Here is a 17,034-nt window from a genome sequence, read left to right on the forward strand (position 1 = left end):
GATCGCGAACGCGGGCGAAGCCCGGGTGAAGCGGGTCACGATCATCGAAGGAGTCTGACGTGTACGACATGCCTACCGAAATCGATGTCCAGGCCGACGGCGCGCTGCGCATCATCACCCTCAACCGGCCGGAGTCGCTCAACTCGGTCAACGACAACCTGCACGTCGGGCTCGCGCGGCTGTGGCAGCGGTTGACCGACGACCCCACCGCCCGCGCCGCGGTCATCACCGGCGCCGGCAGGGCATTCTCGGCCGGCGGCGATTTCACCTACCTGGAAGAGCTGGCGAACGACGCCGAGCTGCGCGCGAAAACCATCCGGGACGGGCGCGAGATCGTGCTGGGCATGGCACGGTGCCGAATTCCCGTGGTGGCGGCCGTCAATGGCCCCGCCGTCGGGCTGGGCTGCAGCCTGGTCGCGCTCAGCGACATCGTGTACATCGCCGAGGACGCCTATCTGGCCGACCCGCACGTGCAGGTGGGCCTGGTGGCCGCCGACGGCGGCCCGCTGACCTGGCCGCTGCACATCAGCCTGCTGCTGGCCAAGGAGTTCGCGCTGACCGGAACCCGCATCAAGGCGCCGCGCGCCGTCGAACTCGGACTGGCCAACCACGTGGTGGCCGACCCGGTCTCGGAGGCGATCGCCTGTGCGAAAAAGATTCTGGAACTGCCCCAGCAGGCGGTGGAGAGCACCAAGCGGGTGCTCAACATCCACCTGGAGCGCGCCGTGCTGGCCAGCCTGGACTACGCGCTGTCGGCCGAGAGCCAGTCCTTTGTCACCGAGGACTTCCGGGCCAACGTCGCGAAATTCAACGCGGCCAAGAAAAACTGAGGCTGTCGGCCCGCGGTGGCCTCAGGCGTCGTGGCGGTGCAGGAAGTCACGCATCACCGCGTCGAACTTGTCCGGCTCTTCGATGAACGGCATGTGGGCGCTGGACTCGAACAGCTCGAACCGGGAGCCCGCTATGCGCTGGTGCATCGCAAACATGTGTTCCGGCACGCATTCGTCGTAGCGGCCCGCGAGCAGCATTGTGGGCGAGGAGATTTCGGGCAGGCGCTCGAACACGTCCCAATCCCGGATCGTCCCGACGATGTGAAAATCGCTGGGGCCGAACATCGTCTCGAAGATTTCCGCACCCATGCCTCTGAACGCGTCCTCGAGCTCACGTGGCCAGGGTCGCACCCGGCACAGGTAGGTTTCGTTCCAGGTGCGTATCGCGGCCTGGTATTCGGGCGCATAGGTGGTGCCGGCGGCTTCATGCCGGTCGATGGCCGCCTGGGTGGCCGGATCCAGCTCGGACTTCAAGCGCGCCACCATCTTCGCGAACTCCGGAATGGACGCGATGCTGTTCGAGATGGTGAGGCTGGCGACGCCCGAGGGGGTCGCGTCGAGCATGTATTGCTGGGCCAACATCCCACCCCAGGAATTGCCGAAAAGATGGAAACGATCCAGCCCCAGGGCCCGCACCACGGCGTCCACCTCGGCCACCGAGCGATCCATCGTCCAAAGCTTGTGGTTTGGCGGGCATTTGGATTTCCCGCAACCCAGCTGATCCCAGAAGATGACTTCGCGCTGCGTGGCCAAGCGCCCCAGCGACCGCAGGTAGCCGTGCGGTAGGCCGGGGCCGCCGTGTATGACGAGCAGCGGCAGACCCGTGCCGCCTCCGGTCCGTTCGAACCACACTTCGCCGCCCGGGACCGCGATCCTTCCCTCAGCCATTTATCCACCATCGCAGACCTGCGCGCTTTCCGCAGGGCCACCGCTCACGCCGGCGGGCGCATCGGTGTAAGCCTGCTGTGCTGTATGAGCGGCGCGGCGTCCCTGGCAGGATCATCACCGTGGCAGCCAGCACGGCCGAGACCCACAGGAGGAACGGCAATGACCAGCGTCGCAAACCCGATTCCACCGCAAGACTTTTCGGGAATCGTCGGGCACCGCTTTATCTACACCTACGCCAACGGATGGCAGTACGAGATGTACGTCAAGAACGCCACCACAATCGACTACCGCATTCACTCCGGGCATGTCGGTGGCCGCTGGGTCAAGGGCCAGGAGGTCAACCTCGTCCAGCTCGACGACGACAGTTTCAAGATCTCCTGGACCGAACCCACCGGAACCTGTGTGGCGGTCAACGTTCTGCCGTCCAAGCGGCGCATCCACGGCGTCATCTTCTTCCCCCAGTGGATCCGCGTGCACGGCGAGCGCACTGTCTGTTACCAGAATGAACACCTTGATGAGATGCGGGCCTACCGAGATCAAGGCCCGACCTACCCGATCTACGAAGTCCCCGAATTCGCCTACATCACCCTGTTCGAATACGTCGGAACCGACGACGAGAGCGTCATCGACACCGGCCCCGACCGCCTCCCGCCGGGATGGTCCGACCGCACCAACTGATCGGTCTTCGGCCGCTTGTTGCAACGCGTACTCTCGTGTTGAGAGAATAGTATTCTCGTGATTGCGCGCGTGGCTTTCACCGCCGCGCACCCACCGGCCGAACTGGAGAAGACCCGTGCCTGAAGCCGTCATCGTGTCCGCCCTGCGCACCCCCATCGGCACGGCCCGCAAGGGGACCCTGCGCGACACCAGCGCGTTCGATCTGGCGCACCACGTCGTCACCGAAGCGGCAGCGGATCTCGACCCGGCGCAGGTCGACGACGTGATCCTGGGCGAAGGCCTCTACGGCGGCGGTGTGCTGGCGCGCCACGCGGCCCTCACCGCGGGCCTGACCCAGGTGCCCGGCTTGGCCAACAATCGCCACTGCGCGGCGGGCCAGGCGGCCGTGCAGAGCGCGGCGGCGAGCGTGCGCGCGGGAATGGACCAACTCGTCATCGCCGGCGGCGTGAACTCGGCATCCACGTCGCCGCGGTCCCGGATGCAGGTGGACGGCGACTGGGTCGACTGGTTCCCGCCGACCCACCCGGACCGCCCCGACGCGCCCAACATGGACATGTCGATCACCGTCGGCTGGAACGCCGCCGTCAAGGCCGGCGTGACCCGCGAGGAGATGGACGCCTGGGCGCTGCGCTCGCACCGCAACGCCATCGCCGCCATCGACGAAGGCCGCTTCAAAGAGGAGATCGTCCCCATCGACACCCCACACGGGTTGTTCTCGGTCGACGAACACCCGCGACGCGACACCAGCATGGAGAAGCTGGCCGCGCTCAAGCCGCTGCACCCCGAAATCGAGGGCTTTTCCATCACCGCGGGCAACGCCTGCGGCGCCAACGACGGAGCCGCGGCGTTGACGATCGCCAGCGACCGACTCGGGCTGCCGGCGCTGGCCACCATCCGGTCCTGGGCGTCGGTCGGCGTCGACCCGGCGATCACCGGTTTGGCGCCGGTCGAGGCGATCCCGAAAGCTCTTGGCCGCGCTGGCCTTTCGGTCGCAGACGTGAACCTGTTTGAAATCAACGAGGCCTTCGCGGCGATGTGCGTGGCCACCATCAAGCTCCTCGACCTTGACCCCGAAAAGGTCAACGTCAGCGGCAGTGGCTGCTCGCTGGGGCATCCCGTCGCGGCGACCGGAGCCCGGATGCTCGTCACACTGGTGCACGAATTGCGCCGCCGCGGCGGCGGGATCGGCGTCGCGGCGATGTGCGCCGGCGGCGGGATGGGCTCGGCGACGGTGATCGAGGTCGCGGCTCCATAATGCGTACATGATCATCGCTGAGCTGATCGACCGCGCGCGCAACGGATCTCCCCGCGCGGCGGGACGGCTGCTCAGCCTCGTCGAGGGGGAGCAGCGCGACGAGGTCCTGGCGGCGATCGGCCCCGCGCCCGAGCGCGTGGGGCCCGTCATCGGCATCACCGGGCCGCCGGGCGCGGGCAAGTCGACGACGGTCGCCGCCCTGGTCGGCGCCTACCGCGCGCGGGGTTGCCGGGTGGCGGTGCTGGCCGTGGACCCGTCGTCCCCGTTCAGCGGCGGCGCGCTCCTGGGGGATCGCATTCGAATGGCCGCGCATATCAACGACTCCGACGTCCTCATCCGCTCGGTGGCGACCCGGGGCCATCTCGGCGGGCTGGCGGCCGCGGTTCCGGCGGCCATCCGCCTGGTGGGGGCGATCGGCTACGACGTCGTCCTGCTCGAGACCGTCGGGGTGGGGCAGTCCGAGATCGAGATCGCCGCCGTCGCCGACCCGACCGTCGTCATTCTCAATCCCGGTGCGGGCGACGCCGTCCAGGCCGCCAAGGCCGGGGTGCTGGAGGTCGCCGACATCGTGGCGGTCAACAAGGCGGACCGGGACGGCGCCAAGCAGACGGTCCGAGACCTTCGGGCCGAGACCAGCGCCCCGATCGTGTCGTTGATCGCCGCCAAGGGCGAGGGCATCGACGAGCTCATGGGCGTCATCGAGGACCACCGCCGCACCGACAGCCGCGCCCGCCGGCTGGCCCGCGCCCGTGCACAGATCCTGTCGCTGGCCCAGACCCGGCTGCGGACCCAACCTGACCTCGACCGGCTCGCCGAGGCCGTCGTCGACGGCGATCAGGACCCCTACACGGCGGCCGACCGGCTGCTCGCGCCGCGCACACCTCAGGCGGACTGACGACCCGTTTGTCCCCCAATCGGGGGAACGGGCATTCATCACCTTTGCGGACCGATCGGCGGAGGTATGCCGCGCGCGACCGTCCTACGTTGAGCGTCGAGCAGATCGCTTGAGACGGAGGAGGTCCGGCACATGACTCACACAGCTGCGCTGCCGACAGTGTCTGGGCACGACGACCGGCTGGAGCCGTATCGCCGGATGTGGGTCTTGCGGCTGCTCGACATGGCGCTGGAAGAGGCACGCGGCGACGGCCTGGTCGACGAGGCCGTGCGGATGGAATTCGGGCAAGAGGCGGTGGCCGTCGGCACGGCTGCGGCGCTTCGCCCCGGTGACATCGTCAATGCCACCGCGCCGCATATCCGGCACGCCCAGCACGTCGGCCTGGCCCTGCCACTGGGTCCGGTCATCGCCGAGACGATCGGCAAAGCCCGCGGCGCGTCGCGCAAACCCGGCCCTGCCGATTGGAAGCAAGCGCTGGCCAACGAAAGCGTTCTGGGGCAATCGACCCTGTTCGCCCTCGGCGACGCCAATGCGCAGCGGATGACCGGCGAAGGCAAGGTCACGCTGTGTGTCGTCGGCGGTCGTGACGCGCACTCCGTCGAATTCACCACGGCCGCAAAGATCGCCGTGACCTGGCGGCTGCCGGTGGTGTTCGTCGTGGAGAACATCCGTGGCGGGCCCGATGCGCGCCGCCGCGCCTATGAGACCGACGGGATGCCCATGCGGTCGGTCGACGGCAGGGACGTCGCCGCCGTGAGCGCCTCGGTCGCCGAAGCGGTGCAACGAGCGAGTGCCGGCGGCGGGCCCACCCTCGTCGAGGCGATCACCTACCGGACCAACCACCCCGTGGCGATGGATCCGCTGGTGTTTGCGCGACGGCAGCTGATTGCCGAGGGCGTCGACGCCGACCGGCTCTACGAGGTGGAACGCGGCGCCCGCCACCTGGTGGCCGAGGCGATCGCGTCCGCAAAAGCGTTGGTGGGGGCCGAGGCTGAGCGGGCGCCAAACCCCTGGTCGGCGGCTAGTTGAGCAGACCTTGTCGCATCGCCTCGGCGACCGCGGCCGCGCGATCGCTGACGCCGAGCTTCTCGTAGAGGCGCTGCACATGCGTTTTGACCGTCGACGGGGCCACGTAGAGCTCGCCCGCGATCGTCGGGATGCTTTGACCGCGCGCGATTCGGTTGAGCACCTCGCGCTCTCGCGCACTCAGCACGGGCGCCGACGGTTCCGCGCGCTGGCGGATTTCCGCGGCGAGGCCGCCGACGAGTGCGGGGGCCACGACGTCGCGGCCCTGCGCGCAGTCGAGGACGGCTTTGACGATCTCGCCGCGCGTCGAGTCCTTCAGCACGAACCCGGCGGCCCCCTGCTGCAGCGCCTGATACACGATCGCCGACTCGTCGTGCGCCGAGATCAGCAACACTCGGGTGGCCAAACCCTGGGTTCGCACTGCCGCCGCCACTTGCGCGCCGTCCATGCCCGGCATCCGGTAGTCGAGCAGCGCGACGTCGGGTTCGTGCACCTTGATCAATTCCAGTGCCGCAGAGCCGTCTTCCGCCTCGGCGACGACGTTGACCGAGCCGCTCGACGACAGTGCGCGCACCACGCCCTCACGAAAGAGCGGATGGTCATCGGCCACGACCACCCGCACCGTTTCGGGGGCAGTCGCGCCAACCATGGCCGACAGTGTAGCGGTTTGCCAAGCAACGGCGTTCGCCTTTTCTGTGTCGGCCGATGAGTCATTTTTCAGTTTGCCCCGAGGCGGCGTGCCTTGATGAGTACGGTGATCGGGTGGCAGGGGCCGGTGACGCGGAACTGGAACGGGTGCGCACGATTCATCAATTGCGCTCGTATCGAATCGGCTCGGTGCTTCGGATCGGTGTCGTGGGACTGATGGTCGCGGCCATGATCATCGGCACCGACCGGCACGAGTGGCCGCAAGAAACCGTGCTGATCGTCCTGTACGCCTGCGTCGCGGCCTGCGCCGCGGCGTTGGCCTTCGCGCCTTTCCGGCGATGGATCGGGATGGGCCGATTGGTAGCGATCGGGCGACTGGAGCCGTTCGCGTTCACCGTCATCGACATCGTCGCGCTGACGGTCTTTCAGCTGCTGTCCACCGACGGGGTCTACCCGCTGCTGATCATGGCCATGTTGCCGGTCCTGCTGGGGCTCGATGTCTCTTCGCGCCGCGCGGCGGTGGTGCTCATCTTCTCCATGCTCGGGTTCGCGATCGCCGTGCTGCAAGATCCGGTGATGACGAGCGCGGTCCGATTGCCGGAGGCGGGATTTCGGTTCCTGCTCTATGCGTTCCTGTGCTGCGCGGCCTTCCTGGTGGTGCGGATCGAGGAGCGGCATACGCGCTCGGTGGCCGGGCTGAGCGCCTTACGGGAGGAACTGCTTGCCCAGACGATGACCGCCTCGGACGAGGCGGCGCGCCGGATCTCGGAGTTCATTCACGACGGACCGCTGCAAGACATCCTGGCGGTGCGCCAAGAGCTGGACGAACTGGATACCGCATTCCCGGGCGATGAGCGCATCGTGCGGGCATCGGCCGGACTGCAGCAGGCCTCGGAACGGTTGCGGCAGGCCACGTTTGAGCTCCATCCGGCGGTTCTCGAGCAGGTCGGGCTCGGCGCCGCGGTCCAGCAGCTTGCGGAGTTCACCGCCGAGCGTTCGGGCATCGAGATCGCCACGGACATCGACTATTCGGCGCGCAATGCCATCGATCCCGTGGTGTTCGCGATGGTGCGTGAGTTGCTGTCCAACGTCGTGCGACATTCCGCGGCGCGCAACGCGTCGGTCAGGCTCGGGATCACCGATGGGACCTGCGTTTTGCATGTGGTCGACGACGGCGTCGGGTTCAGCCCCGAGACCGTCACGCATCGCCTGGGGGAGGGGCACATCGGCCTGGCGTCACACCGCGCCAGGGTGGAGGCCGCCGGGGGAGCAACGGTCTTTTTCGATGTCCCGGTGGGCACGCACGTCTGCGTCGAAGTGCCGCTGAAGGACTGACGGCGCTCGCGCCATCCGGTGGACCCGCTTCGTCGGTCACACCAGTCACGCGGGCACCAGTCTGGTTGGCATGAAATCTGTTTGGCTTGCGCTATCGCCGCCGCTAGCACCGCCGAGGCTCTCCTATTGATCCTTAGCCGCAATCGCTGATGAGCAGGCGGTAGCCGGCGTCGAGCTGTTGTTGTTCAAGGAGTTCCGCGTGTCGTCGTTGCCATCGTCTCGAGCGCAGGTCGGCCGCGAGCCGGCCCAGCCCGTCGGCCAAGGCGCCTTCATCGGCGTAGGCCAGCATCGAGATGCCGGCGCGGACGGTGGCGTCGAGGTAGGCCTCGGGCCGGCGCCAAAAGGCGGCGCCGAATCCGTCGGTGCAGTCATGCGGTATCGGTACGGTGTGCACCTGCGCGCCGCCCAGCAGCTCCACCAGTCGTTCAATCGGTACGTGCAGCGCCTTATTGATGCGAGCGGCGTCGGGCAGATACTCACGCAGCAACCAGAAGTCGTCGATCACTGCTTGATCCCAGGTGAATATCACGATTCGGTGGCGGCTGACCCGGCGCAGCTCGGCGATCCCGGCGGAGAGATCGCCCCAATGATGCACGGTCAACAACGCCATTGCGGCGTCAACGCACTTGTCCCGCAGGGGCAATGCCTCCGCCACGGCCTGGACACACTGCGCCGAGCCGGGAGGGCGCTGGGCGATCATCACCATGCTGGGCTCGATCGCGGCGACGGTCTGGCCCGGCTCGTATGAACCGGTTCCCGCCCCGACGTTGACGACGGTGCCCATCGTGGCGAGCGCGTCGCGCACCTGCGAAGCGATCCGCGGGTCGGGCCGGCGGGTGCTGCGATAGGTAGCACCGATCCGGTCGTAGGCCACCATCAGCTCAGAATGACGCAGGTCGGACCAATTGTGCCAGCATCACTGTGAGTTACGTTTCGAATCTCGTACCAAAAAGGATTGGTGTGTAGCGAGGCAAGCTGCCACGCTGGGAGGGCCTTCGAACGAAAGAGCCCCAATGACCGAGCCGTTAAGCATTACGGTGGTTGGCGACTTCGACAGTTCCTATGGTCCTCATATCGCGACCAACAGGGCGATAAGCCACTCAGCGACATTGCTGGGTCTGCACGCCTCGATTACATGGCTGGCAACCGAATCGCTGGAAGCCGACCTCCGGCCGATCGTTGCCGCCGATGCGCTGTGGTGTGCTCCCGGTAGTCCATACCGCAGTTTGCGCGGAGCCCTTGCTGCTTTACGTTTTGGGCGCGAAAACCATGTGCCAACGTTGGGTACCTGTGGCGGATACCAGCACATCGTTCTTGAATTTGCCCGCAATGTCCTCGGCTTCAAAGATGCGGAGCACGCCGAATACGATCCGTACGGATCGGTGTTGTTCATCTCTTCATTGACGTGTTCCCTGGCGGGCCGAACCATGCCGGTCAACCTCCAGCCTGGATCACTGGCTGCGCAGTGCTATGGGAAGCGACGGATTTATGAAAATTACTATTGCAACTTCGGATTGAATGAAACCTATCGACCAGCGCTGGAAGCAGCCGGATTGCGCGTCACCGGAGTCGACGACCACGAGGAAGCTCGCGTCCTGGAGTTAGCGGACCACCCGTACTACATCGCCACGTTGTTCGTTCCGCAGAGTCGCTCCACCGTCGAGGAACCTCATCCGCTCGTGACACAACTGTTGTCCGCGGCCGCCCGTAAACGCGCCGCGCAGCATGGTCAGCGACGAGCTGGGCTACGACGAGCGATCCCCCAGTAACGCCGAGCGTGGGGCTTGTGAACGAACCCGCGGCGGCTTTCGTACCTAGAGCCCACTTTCGGCGCCAAAACGCTATTTAAGGTCGACGGACTTTCCGGTCGCGGCCGCGTGACCCGCACGGTAGCCGAAAACCATTGCCGGACTCAGTGTTCCGCCCGCGCCCCCGTAGGCTCGCCCGGTCACTCCGCCCATCGCGTTGCCGGCGGCGAAAAGCCCCGGTATCGGCTCGCCACCGACGTGCAGGACGCGGGCGTCGTGATCGGTGCGCGGGCCACCCTTGGTGCCCATCGCACCGATGCTCACCGGCACCGCGTAGTACGGGGCGGTGTCGATCGGTCCCAGCGTCTTGCCGGCCTGCGTCGTCGCGCTGTCGTCACCCCAGTAGCCGTCGTAGGCGCTGGAACCACGCCCGAAGTCGGGGTCTTCCCCGTCGGCCACGTGACGGTTCCAGCTCTCGACGGTGCGAGCCAATCCACCGGGGTCGATGCCGGTCTTGGCGGCCAACTCGGCCAGGTCCGCCGACTCGCAGAACCAATCCGGGACGGGCTGTCCCGGCTCCACACCAAGAAATCCGTAGCGCTGCAGATGAACCGAGTCGAACACCATCCATCCGCGATCGTTGACGTACCCGCCGCGAGGATCCAGATAATGGAACGCGCCGGCCATCGAGTTGTAGTCGCACGCTTCGTTGACGAAGCGCTGCCCCGCGGAATTGACGATGATGCTGCGCGGTCGCGTTCTTTCCAGACGCACGCTGCGGCTGCGTGGCTTGCCTTCGATGGTGTCGCCCGGGATCTGGACGATCGGCACCCACCACGCCTCGCCCATGTTGGCCAGGTCGGCCCCGTGGGCCATGGCCATGCGCAGCCCGTCGCCGGTGTTGTTGGGTGGAGAGACCGCGCCGTGCATGGGGCCGCGCAGAAAGGCTTGTGTCAGAGCCGGATCCCACTCGAAGCCGCCGGTGCCCAGGATGACCCCGCGTCGCGCGCGAACTCTGATCGTCCGTTCCGGCAGGGCGACGCGCACCCCGGTCACCTCTGAACCGTCGGCAATGAGTTCCTCGGCCCGCGCATTGGTATGGGGGGTCACCCCGGCATCCAGCAGGCCCTTCAGCAGACCCGCGATCAGCGCCGTGCCGGCGACACACAGGTGGCCGGTCCGTTCGTCGATCGCCGCGTGCAGGCGTGCCCTGGTCTCGGCATCGAAACCCACGTTGGACCAGTCGGCCGGGAAAGACGTGATCCGCGTTGCCCATTCGCCCAGCTGCGCGAGATCGAACGGGGCCGCGCTCAGCGATCGGCCGCCCGTCGGTTGTCCGCCCGGCAACTCCGGCCGATAGTCGGGGAAGCCGGTCGCGATCTCGAACTGCAGGCCGCTGTGCGCCTCGATGAAGTCGAGCATCGCCGGACCCGTGCGCACGAACGTCTCGACCAGCTCGTCGTCCATCGAGCCGAGCGACTGGGCGCGCAGGTATTGCAACGCGTCGGCGGGCGTCAATTCGCCGTCGGGAGAACGGTTATGGGCGGGGATCCACACAATGCCGCCCGACACGGCGGTGGTCCCGCCGACCGTCGCGGCCTTTTCGTAAACCTCCACCGACGCGCCCGCCACGACCGCGGTCAGTGCGGCGGTGAGCCCCGCGCCGCCACTGCCGAGCACGACGACGTCGATCTCGTGGTCCCATGACATGGACTGCTATCCCTTCAGCTCAACGGCTAGCTCAGTAGCTCCGACAACTCCTTGGCGGCTTTGACGACCGCGTCTTTCCCGCGCATCACCACGTCTTCTCGGTGCGAGATGAGGTTGATGCACGTCGGTGGGGACGGCGCCGGGCGGCGCACCCCCACGGCCAGCCCGTAGGTATTCGGTTCGATCTCGCCGTAGGTCGTCACCCATCCGCGCTCGCGCGCCCGCGCCACCAGCTCCCGCTCGCCCGGGCGCGGGGGCATGCACGCGAGCAAGGCGATCCCGGCGGCGCCGCGGTCGAGCGGGTACCGACTGCCCTCGTGAAAGGAGAGCTGGTAGGCGACGTGGCTGGGCACGATGACCGCGATCGCCACCTGCTGGTCGCCCTCGGCGATGAGCAACGACACCGTCGTGCCGAGGTCGTCGGCCAGCGCGCGCAACGTCGGCAGACTCAGCTGGCGCACGTTGCGGTCGAACGACGCGCCCAGCACGGCGAGACCGGCCGCGGGGCGGTAACGCCCGTCCTCACCTTTGGCCACCAGCCGAAACTCCGCCAGCGTCGTCAGCAACCGGTAGGCGATCGTGCGGTGCACCCCGACCTGATCGGCGAGCTGCTGCACGGTGAGCCCGGCGGGGGAATCGGCCACCATCTGCAGGGCGGTGAGGCCCCTGGCCAGGGTTTGCGACCCGGTACCGGAACCAGTCACAGCCTTGACAGACCTTCCAGCGAGAGCGAAGCTCTATATATAACGCACATTAGTGTGCGATATTAGCACACGAAGTACGTCGAAAACGAGAACGAGATTTCCCCGATCTGGAGGTCGGACAGGACCGTGGCGGAGTTCGAGAGCATCTGGAGCGATCTCCAGGGCGTCGCGTTTGAGCAGGGCTACCTCGACGCCGGAGGAATACGGACCCGCTACCTGCGGGCCGGGGACCCCGGCAAGCCGGTGCTGATTCTGCTGCACGGATCCGGCGGTCACGCCGAGGCCTACGTGCGCAACCTGGCCGCCCATGCGGATCATTTCTGGACCTGGTCGATCGACATGCTGGGTCACGGCTACACCGACAAGCCGGGCCACCCACTGGAGGTCCACCACTACGTCGAGCACCTGATGGCCGTGCTGCGCACCATCGGTGTCGATCGGGCGTGCATCAGCGGCGAATCCCTGGGCGGCTGGGTGGCCGCGCGCGCCGCCGTCGACCACCCCGACGTGGTCGACCGCCTGGTGCTCAACACCGCTGGCGGCTCGCAGGCCGACCCCGCCGTGATGCAGCGGATCATCACCCTGTCCATGGCGGCCGCCGAGGACCCCACCTGGGAAACGGTGCAGGCGCGGATCAAATGGTTGATGGCCGACAAGTCCCAGGACTACGACGACCTGGTCGCCAGCCGCCAACGCGTCTATCGCCAACCGGGATTCGTCTCCGCCATGCGCGACATCATGGCGTTGCAGGATCCCGAGATTCGGGCACGCAACATCCTCGGTCCGGCCGAGTACGGCTCGATCATCGCCCCGACGCTGGTGCTGTGGACCAGCGACGACCCTACCGCCGACGTCAGCGAAGGCCGGCGCATCGCGTCGATGATCCCCGGCGCGCGCTTCGAGGTGATGCCCGGATGCGGTCACTGGCCGCAGTACGAGGACGCCAAGACCTTCAACCGCCTGCATCTCGATTTCCTGCTGGGTCGCTGATGGCGACTCCGGGGCAAGAGACACCTGACACCGAGACCGACGTCCTCGTCGTCGGGGCGGGCCCGGTCGGGCTGACTCTGGCCAACATCCTTGGCCTGCAAGGGATCCGCGCGGTGGTGGTCGAAGAGCGGGACACCCTCATCGACTACCCGCGCGGGGTCGGTCTCGACGACGAGGCGCTGCGCACCTTCCAGTCGATCGGCCTTGCCGACCGGGTGCTGCCGCACACGGTGCCCAACCAGATCCTGCGCTTCATGGACGCCAAGCGCCGCGTGCTTGCCGAAATGGCCCCGCCCGACGCGCGTTTCGGTTGGCCGAAGCGAAATGGGTTCGTGCAACCGCTCGTCGATGCCGAGCTGCTGGCCGGCCTGGACCGATTCGACCACGTCCAGGTCCGGTGGGGCAGCCCGATGGCGGGCTGCCGGGAAGACGCCGACGGGGTCACCGTCGAGCTCGGCGGCGGCGTCGAGAACAACGGCGACACAACGAGACTGCGGGCACGGTACGTCGTCGGGTGCGACGGCGGTCGCAGCATGACCCGCCGCGTGATGGGGGTGTCGTTCGACGGGACGACGTCCTCGACGCGGTGGCTGGTGGTCGACATCGCCAACGACCCGCTCGGGCACCCCAACAGCGAGGTCGGCGCCGACCCCGAGCGCCCGTACGCCTCGATCTCGATCGCCCACGGTATTCGCCGCTTCGAGTTCATGATTCACGCCGACGAGACCGACGAACAGGCGGAAGACCCGGCCTTCCTGCAACAGATGCTGGCCCGGATGGTGCCCCACCCCGACCGGGTCGACGTGATCCGGCGCCGCGTCTACACGCACCACTCGCGGATCGCCGGCGCTTTCCGCCGGGGCCGGCTGCTGCTGGCCGGCGACGCCGCGCACTTGATGCCGGTGTGGCAGGGGCAGGGCTACAACAGCGGGATTCGCGACGCCGCCAACCTGGGCTGGAAGCTCGCGGCGGTGGTGAGCGGCCGCGCTGACGACAAGCTGCTGGACACCTACGACGTGGAGCGCCGCAAGCATGCGCGCGCGATGATCGACCTGTCCACCATGGTGGGCCGCGTGATCTCGCCGACCAACCGACGGGTGGCCGGCGCGCGCGACCTGCTCGTGCGGTCGGCGTCAATCGTGCCGTCGCTCAAGCGATATGTGCTGGAAATGCGGTTCAAGCCCATGCCGCGCTACGAGCACGGCGCCGTCGTGCACGCCGAGTCTGGCCGCAGTGATTCGCCGGTCGGGACGCTGTTCATCCAGCCGCGAGTCGACACCCGAGACCGGCAGGACGTGCTGCTCGACGACGTGCTGGGCACCTGGTTCGCGGTGCTGTGCTGGAACAACAACCCCCGCACACTCCTCGGCGAAGCCGCCTTCGCAAGCTGGAAAGCGCTGGGCGCGCGCTTCTTTGCGCTGCGGCCGGTGACGCAGTTGCACTGGACCGGGCACGATGACCCCGACGTCGTGATCGTCGGCGATCGGCGTGGTGACCTCAAAGCGTGGTTCGACACCCATTCCGATTCGGTGTTGTTCCTGCGCCCCGACCGATGCATCGCGGGCGCCTGCATCGCTCAGCGCACTCCCGACCTGAGCGCCGCGCTCCTTGACGCGCTGACCCTGACGCCGCAAGGGGGTGATTTGCAAAGTGGCACTGGCTCTGTGCTGTATGTCGCACAGCCCGCTCCTGAGTCTTCCGGGGCCGTCGCGGGACCTGCTTGACGACATCGAGGGCGCGATCGCCGAGGCGCGAGGATTTGTCGAGGATTTCGATCCCGAACTCGTCGTCACCTTTTCGCCGGATCACTACAACGGGTTCTTCTACAAGGTGATGCCGCCGTTCTGTATTGGCATGAGCGCCACCGGAGTCGGGGACTACGGCACCCACGCCGGCCCACTGGACGTGCCGGAGGACCTCGCCGGCGACTGCGCACGGGCCATCCTCGACGCGGGTGTCGACATCGCGGTGTCGGCCAGCATGGACGTGGATCACGGCACGGTCCAGCCGCTCGAAAAGCTGTTCGGCGACGCCATCTCGCGTCCCGTGATCCCGATCTTCGTCAACGCGATCGGGGTGCCGCTGGGCCCGATGCACCGTTGCCGAGCGCTCGGCGCCGCCGTCGGTGGCTATCTCGCCACCCTGGACAAGCGCGTCCTGGTGCTGGGCTCGGGTGGGCTCTCCCACAGTCCGCCCGTGCCGACGCTGGCCACCGCGGGCCCACCCGTGCTGGAGCGCATCGTGCACGGGCGACCGATGACCTCCGAGCAGCGCCAGGCACGGCAGGCGGCCGTCGTCGATGCGGCCAAGAGCTTCGCCGCCGGCGACAGTGACCTGCAACCCCTCAACCCGGCGTGGGACCACCGATTCCTGGAGATCATCGACGGCGGATGGCTCAGCGAACTGGATCAGTGGTCGAACGCGTTCGTGGCCCATGAGGGCGGCAGCTCCGCGCAGGAAATCCGCACCTGGGTAGCGGCTTTCGCGGCGCTGGAGGCCGCGGGACCCTACGAAACCACGGGACGCTTTTACAAGCCCGCCCCCGAGCTGATCGCCGGTTTCGCCATCAGAACGGCACTTCCGAAATGACGGACGCAGTGGACGATTTCGATCACGTTGTCGACGTACTCATCGTCGGGTCGGGCGGGGGAGGCATGACGGCGGCCCTGACCGCCGAGGCCTCCGGACTCGACACCCTGGTGGTCGAAAAGTCCTCGCACTTCGGGGGTTCGACCGCGTTGTCCGGCGGCGGCATCTGGGTTCCGGGCGCGCCCGCCCAGCGCCGGGAGGGCTACGCGCCCGAGCCCGAGGGCGTGGTGGGGTATCTCAAGCTGATCACCGACGGCCTGGTCAGCGAGGCGCGCATTCGCCAATACGTCGAGACGGCACCGCAGATGCTCCAATTCCTGGAGCGGCTGTCCGGCTGGTTCGAATTCGTCTGGAAGCCCGGGTATGCCGACTACTACCCCGAGCTCCCCGGCGGCTCCGAACTCGGCAGCACCATCAACGTGCCGCCCATCGACCTGCGCAAGCTGGGCGACGACGAGCAGCGGCTGCTCCAGCCGCTGGCGCTGGCGCCCAGAGGAATCTGGTTGGGCCCCAAGGAGTTGCGCACCTTTTACAGGATCCGCCAATCCTGGGCCGGCAAAGCCGTGTTGCTCAAGCTGATCGCGAGGATGGTGAGGGCCAGGGTGTTCGGCGAGCGGATGGCCGCGATCGGGCAGTCACTGGCGGCCCGGCTCCGGCTGGCGCTGAGGGAACGCGGCATCCCGCTGTGGCTGGAATCCCCGATGGTCGAGCTGCTCACCGACGCCGACGGAGCGGTGACCGGCGCGGTGGTGGAAACCGGCGGCAAGTCAAAGCGGATCGGCGCGCGGCTGGGTGTGATCCTGGCGTCGGGTGGGTTCGACCACGACCTCGGCTGGCGCAAGGAGCTGCTGCCCGAGGTGGACCGGGACTGGAGCTTCGGCAACCCGGCGGCGATGGGCGACGGTATCCGCGCGGCGCAAAAGGTCGGCGCCGCCACGGACCTGCTCGACGAAGCCTGGTGGTTCCCTGCGATCCAATGGCCGGACGGCCGCATGCAATTCATGCTCAACGAACGGATGATGCCCGCGCAGTTCATCGTCAACGGCGCCGGCAAACGGTTCATCAACGAAGCGGCCCCGTACATGGATTTCGGCCACGCCATGATCGAGGGGCAGAGATCCGGCGTCACCCACATCCCGTGCTGGCTCATCACCGACCACCGGTCGTTCAACCGCTACGTCGTCGGCGGACACCTGCCGATACCGAAGATCCCATTCGCCCCCGTACCGACCGGGCGCAAGATTCCTCCGGCCTGGCTGGAATCGGGTGTGGTGAAGCAGGCCATGACGTGGGAAGAAATGGCGGCCAAGATCGGCGTGCCCGCGGTCCAGCTCGCCGAAACCGCCGGGCGCTTCAACGAACTCGCACGCAACGGCCACGACGACGACTTCAACCGCGGCGACAGCGTGTACGACAACTACTACGGCGATCACACGTTGCCCAACCCGAACTTGCATCCGCTGGGCGATCCGCCGTACTACGCGTTCCGGATCGTACTCGGGGACCTAGGGACTTCCGGCGGCCTGCGCACCGACGAGCACGCCCGCGTCCTGCGGGCCGATGACAGCGTGGTGCCCGGGCTCTACGCGGTGGGCAACACCTCTGCGCCGGTGATGGGCCGCAGCTATGCCGGCGCCGGCGCGACCATCGGCCCCGCGATGACCTTCGGCTATGTCGCGGCGAAACACGTTGCGGCACAAGCAGCCAATCGAGCCGTTAATACTCATAGGAGGTAGCA

Annotated in this window: 16 protein-coding genes; 11 read left to right on the top strand and 5 right to left on the bottom strand. The window is 67.4% G+C overall.

Translation table 11 applies throughout. The annotated features are described in order from the left end of the window. Nucleotides 1–59: 59 nt before the first annotated feature. Entirely contained in the window at nt 60–830 is a 771-nt protein-coding gene (locus tag OCQ_RS03655; RefSeq protein ID WP_008253578.1) for an enoyl-CoA hydratase/isomerase family protein, read from the top strand. Nucleotides 831–851: 21 nt separating this feature from the next. On the opposite strand, the gene OCQ_RS03660 is transcribed toward OCQ_RS03655, so the two are convergent. Then, nucleotides 852–1,718 carry a proline iminopeptidase-family hydrolase gene (locus OCQ_RS03660; RefSeq protein WP_009954402.1) on the bottom strand — a complete coding sequence of 289 codons (867 nt, stop codon included), beginning with the start codon at nt 1,716–1,718 and terminating at the stop codon, nt 852–854. 159 nt (nt 1,719–1,877) lie between these two features. Here OCQ_RS03660 and OCQ_RS03665 point away from each other — a divergent pair, with 159 nt between their 5' ends. The 4 genes from OCQ_RS03665 to OCQ_RS03680 all read left to right on the top strand — a co-directional run bounded on the left by OCQ_RS03665 (nt 1,878) and on the right by OCQ_RS03680 (nt 5,575). After that, a complete protein-coding gene (locus tag OCQ_RS03665) occupies nt 1,878–2,396 on the top strand; it encodes a phenolic acid decarboxylase (protein WP_008253587.1) in 519 nt (172 codons plus the stop codon). A 115-nt stretch (nt 2,397–2,511) separates the two neighbouring features. Beyond that, entirely contained in the window at nt 2,512–3,651 is a 1,140-nt protein-coding gene (locus OCQ_RS03670) for a thiolase family protein (RefSeq protein ID WP_008253595.1), read from the top strand. 7 nt (nt 3,652–3,658) lie between these two features. Next, on the top strand, nt 3,659–4,546 hold the full coding sequence (gene meaB / locus OCQ_RS03675) for a methylmalonyl Co-A mutase-associated GTPase MeaB (protein ID WP_008253597.1): 888 nt from the start codon (nt 3,659–3,661) through the stop codon (nt 4,544–4,546). A 132-nt stretch (nt 4,547–4,678) separates the two neighbouring features. Next, nucleotides 4,679–5,575, top strand: coding sequence for a thiamine pyrophosphate-dependent enzyme (locus OCQ_RS03680; protein WP_014941291.1), 897 nt, complete (start codon nt 4,679–4,681; stop codon nt 5,573–5,575). On the opposite strand, the gene OCQ_RS03685 is transcribed toward OCQ_RS03680, so the two are convergent. Further along, the gene (locus OCQ_RS03685; RefSeq protein WP_009954400.1) at nt 5,568–6,221 is read right to left on the bottom strand and encodes a response regulator; all 654 of its coding nucleotides are present in this window, start codon (nt 6,219–6,221) and stop codon (nt 5,568–5,570) included. The two genes, OCQ_RS03680 and OCQ_RS03685, sit on opposite strands and share 8 nt — an antisense overlap. Nucleotides 6,222–6,334: 113 nt before the next feature. Here OCQ_RS03685 and OCQ_RS03690 point away from each other — a divergent pair, with 113 nt between their 5' ends. Next, nucleotides 6,335–7,555, top strand: a complete 1,221-nt coding sequence (locus OCQ_RS03690; protein WP_014383830.1) for a sensor histidine kinase — start codon at nt 6,335–6,337, stop codon at nt 7,553–7,555. Between the two features lie 133 nt (nt 7,556–7,688). Here OCQ_RS03690 and OCQ_RS03695 read toward each other — a convergent pair whose 3' ends face one another. Continuing rightward, on the bottom strand, nt 7,689–8,432 hold the full coding sequence (locus OCQ_RS03695) for a class I SAM-dependent methyltransferase (RefSeq protein ID WP_014383831.1): 744 nt from the start codon (nt 8,430–8,432) through the stop codon (nt 7,689–7,691). A 136-nt stretch (nt 8,433–8,568) separates the two neighbouring features. On the opposite strand from OCQ_RS03695, the gene OCQ_RS25775 reads away from it, so the two are divergent. Next, complete coding sequence (locus tag OCQ_RS25775) at nt 8,569–9,324, top strand: CTP synthase C-terminal region-related (seleno)protein (RefSeq protein WP_014710968.1); 756 nt, start codon at nt 8,569–8,571, stop codon at nt 9,322–9,324. 72 nt (nt 9,325–9,396) lie between these two features. Here the strand turns inward: OCQ_RS25775 and OCQ_RS03700 are convergent, their stop codons facing one another. Together OCQ_RS03700 and OCQ_RS03705 are read right to left on the bottom strand one after the other, a co-directional pair. Next, nucleotides 9,397–11,013, bottom strand: coding sequence for an FAD-dependent oxidoreductase (locus OCQ_RS03700; RefSeq protein ID WP_008253607.1), 1,617 nt, complete (start codon nt 11,011–11,013; stop codon nt 9,397–9,399). A gap of 26 nt (nt 11,014–11,039) precedes the next feature. After that, nucleotides 11,040–11,717 carry an IclR family transcriptional regulator gene (locus OCQ_RS03705; RefSeq protein ID WP_008253608.1) on the bottom strand — a complete coding sequence of 226 codons (678 nt, stop codon included), beginning with the start codon at nt 11,715–11,717 and terminating at the stop codon, nt 11,040–11,042. A gap of 126 nt (nt 11,718–11,843) precedes the next feature. Between OCQ_RS03705 and OCQ_RS03710 the strand changes: the two genes are divergently transcribed. The 4 genes from OCQ_RS03710 to OCQ_RS03725 are packed head-to-tail and all read left to right on the top strand — an operon-like array spanning nt 11,844 to nt 17,032. Next, on the top strand, nt 11,844–12,707 hold the full coding sequence (locus OCQ_RS03710) for an alpha/beta fold hydrolase (RefSeq protein WP_008253609.1): 864 nt from the start codon (nt 11,844–11,846) through the stop codon (nt 12,705–12,707). Beyond that, nucleotides 12,707–14,431 carry a bifunctional 3-(3-hydroxy-phenyl)propionate/3-hydroxycinnamic acid hydroxylase gene (locus tag OCQ_RS03715; protein WP_008253610.1) on the top strand — a complete coding sequence of 575 codons (1,725 nt, stop codon included), beginning with the start codon at nt 12,707–12,709 and terminating at the stop codon, nt 14,429–14,431. Before OCQ_RS03710 ends, OCQ_RS03715 begins: the two co-directional genes overlap by 1 nt. Further along, nucleotides 14,379–15,296 (top strand): 3-carboxyethylcatechol 2,3-dioxygenase, encoded by a 918-nt coding sequence (locus OCQ_RS03720; protein ID WP_008253611.1) that lies wholly within the window; start codon nt 14,379–14,381, stop codon nt 15,294–15,296. Before OCQ_RS03715 ends, OCQ_RS03720 begins: the two co-directional genes overlap by 53 nt. Before the next feature lie 8 nt (nt 15,297–15,304). Then, nucleotides 15,305–17,032 carry an FAD-binding protein gene (locus tag OCQ_RS03725; RefSeq protein WP_014383833.1) on the top strand — a complete coding sequence of 576 codons (1,728 nt, stop codon included), beginning with the start codon at nt 15,305–15,307 and terminating at the stop codon, nt 17,030–17,032. Nucleotides 17,033–17,034 lie beyond the last annotated feature (2 nt).

This window comes from Mycobacterium paraintracellulare (genome assembly GCF_000276825.1).
Taxonomy (GTDB): Bacteria; Actinomycetota; Actinomycetes; order Mycobacteriales; family Mycobacteriaceae; genus Mycobacterium; species Mycobacterium intracellulare.

Bases quoted from the DNA above. Each gene is read 5' to 3' on its own strand.
- OCQ_RS03660 (WP_009954402.1), bottom strand. From the start codon at position 1,718: ATGGCTGAGGGAAGGATCGCGGTCCCGGGCGGCGAAGTGTGGTTCGAA.
- OCQ_RS03665 (WP_008253587.1), top strand. From the start codon at position 1,878: ATGACCAGCGTCGCAAACCCGATTCCACCGCAAGACTTTTCGGGAATC.
- meaB (WP_008253597.1), top strand. From the start codon at position 3,659: ATGATCATCGCTGAGCTGATCGACCGCGCGCGCAACGGATCTCCCCGC.
- OCQ_RS03680 (WP_014941291.1), top strand. From the start codon at position 4,679: ATGACTCACACAGCTGCGCTGCCGACAGTGTCTGGGCACGACGACCGG.
- OCQ_RS03685 (WP_009954400.1), bottom strand. From the start codon at position 6,221: ATGGTTGGCGCGACTGCCCCCGAAACGGTGCGGGTGGTCGTGGCCGAT.
- OCQ_RS03695 (WP_014383831.1), bottom strand. From the start codon at position 8,432: ATGGTGGCCTACGACCGGATCGGTGCTACCTATCGCAGCACCCGCCGG.
- OCQ_RS25775 (WP_014710968.1), top strand. From the start codon at position 8,569: ATGACCGAGCCGTTAAGCATTACGGTGGTTGGCGACTTCGACAGTTCC.
- OCQ_RS03700 (WP_008253607.1), bottom strand. From the start codon at position 11,013: ATGTCATGGGACCACGAGATCGACGTCGTCGTGCTCGGCAGTGGCGGC.
- OCQ_RS03715 (WP_008253610.1), top strand. From the start codon at position 12,707: ATGGCGACTCCGGGGCAAGAGACACCTGACACCGAGACCGACGTCCTC.
- OCQ_RS03720 (WP_008253611.1), top strand. From the start codon at position 14,379: ATGTCGCACAGCCCGCTCCTGAGTCTTCCGGGGCCGTCGCGGGACCTG.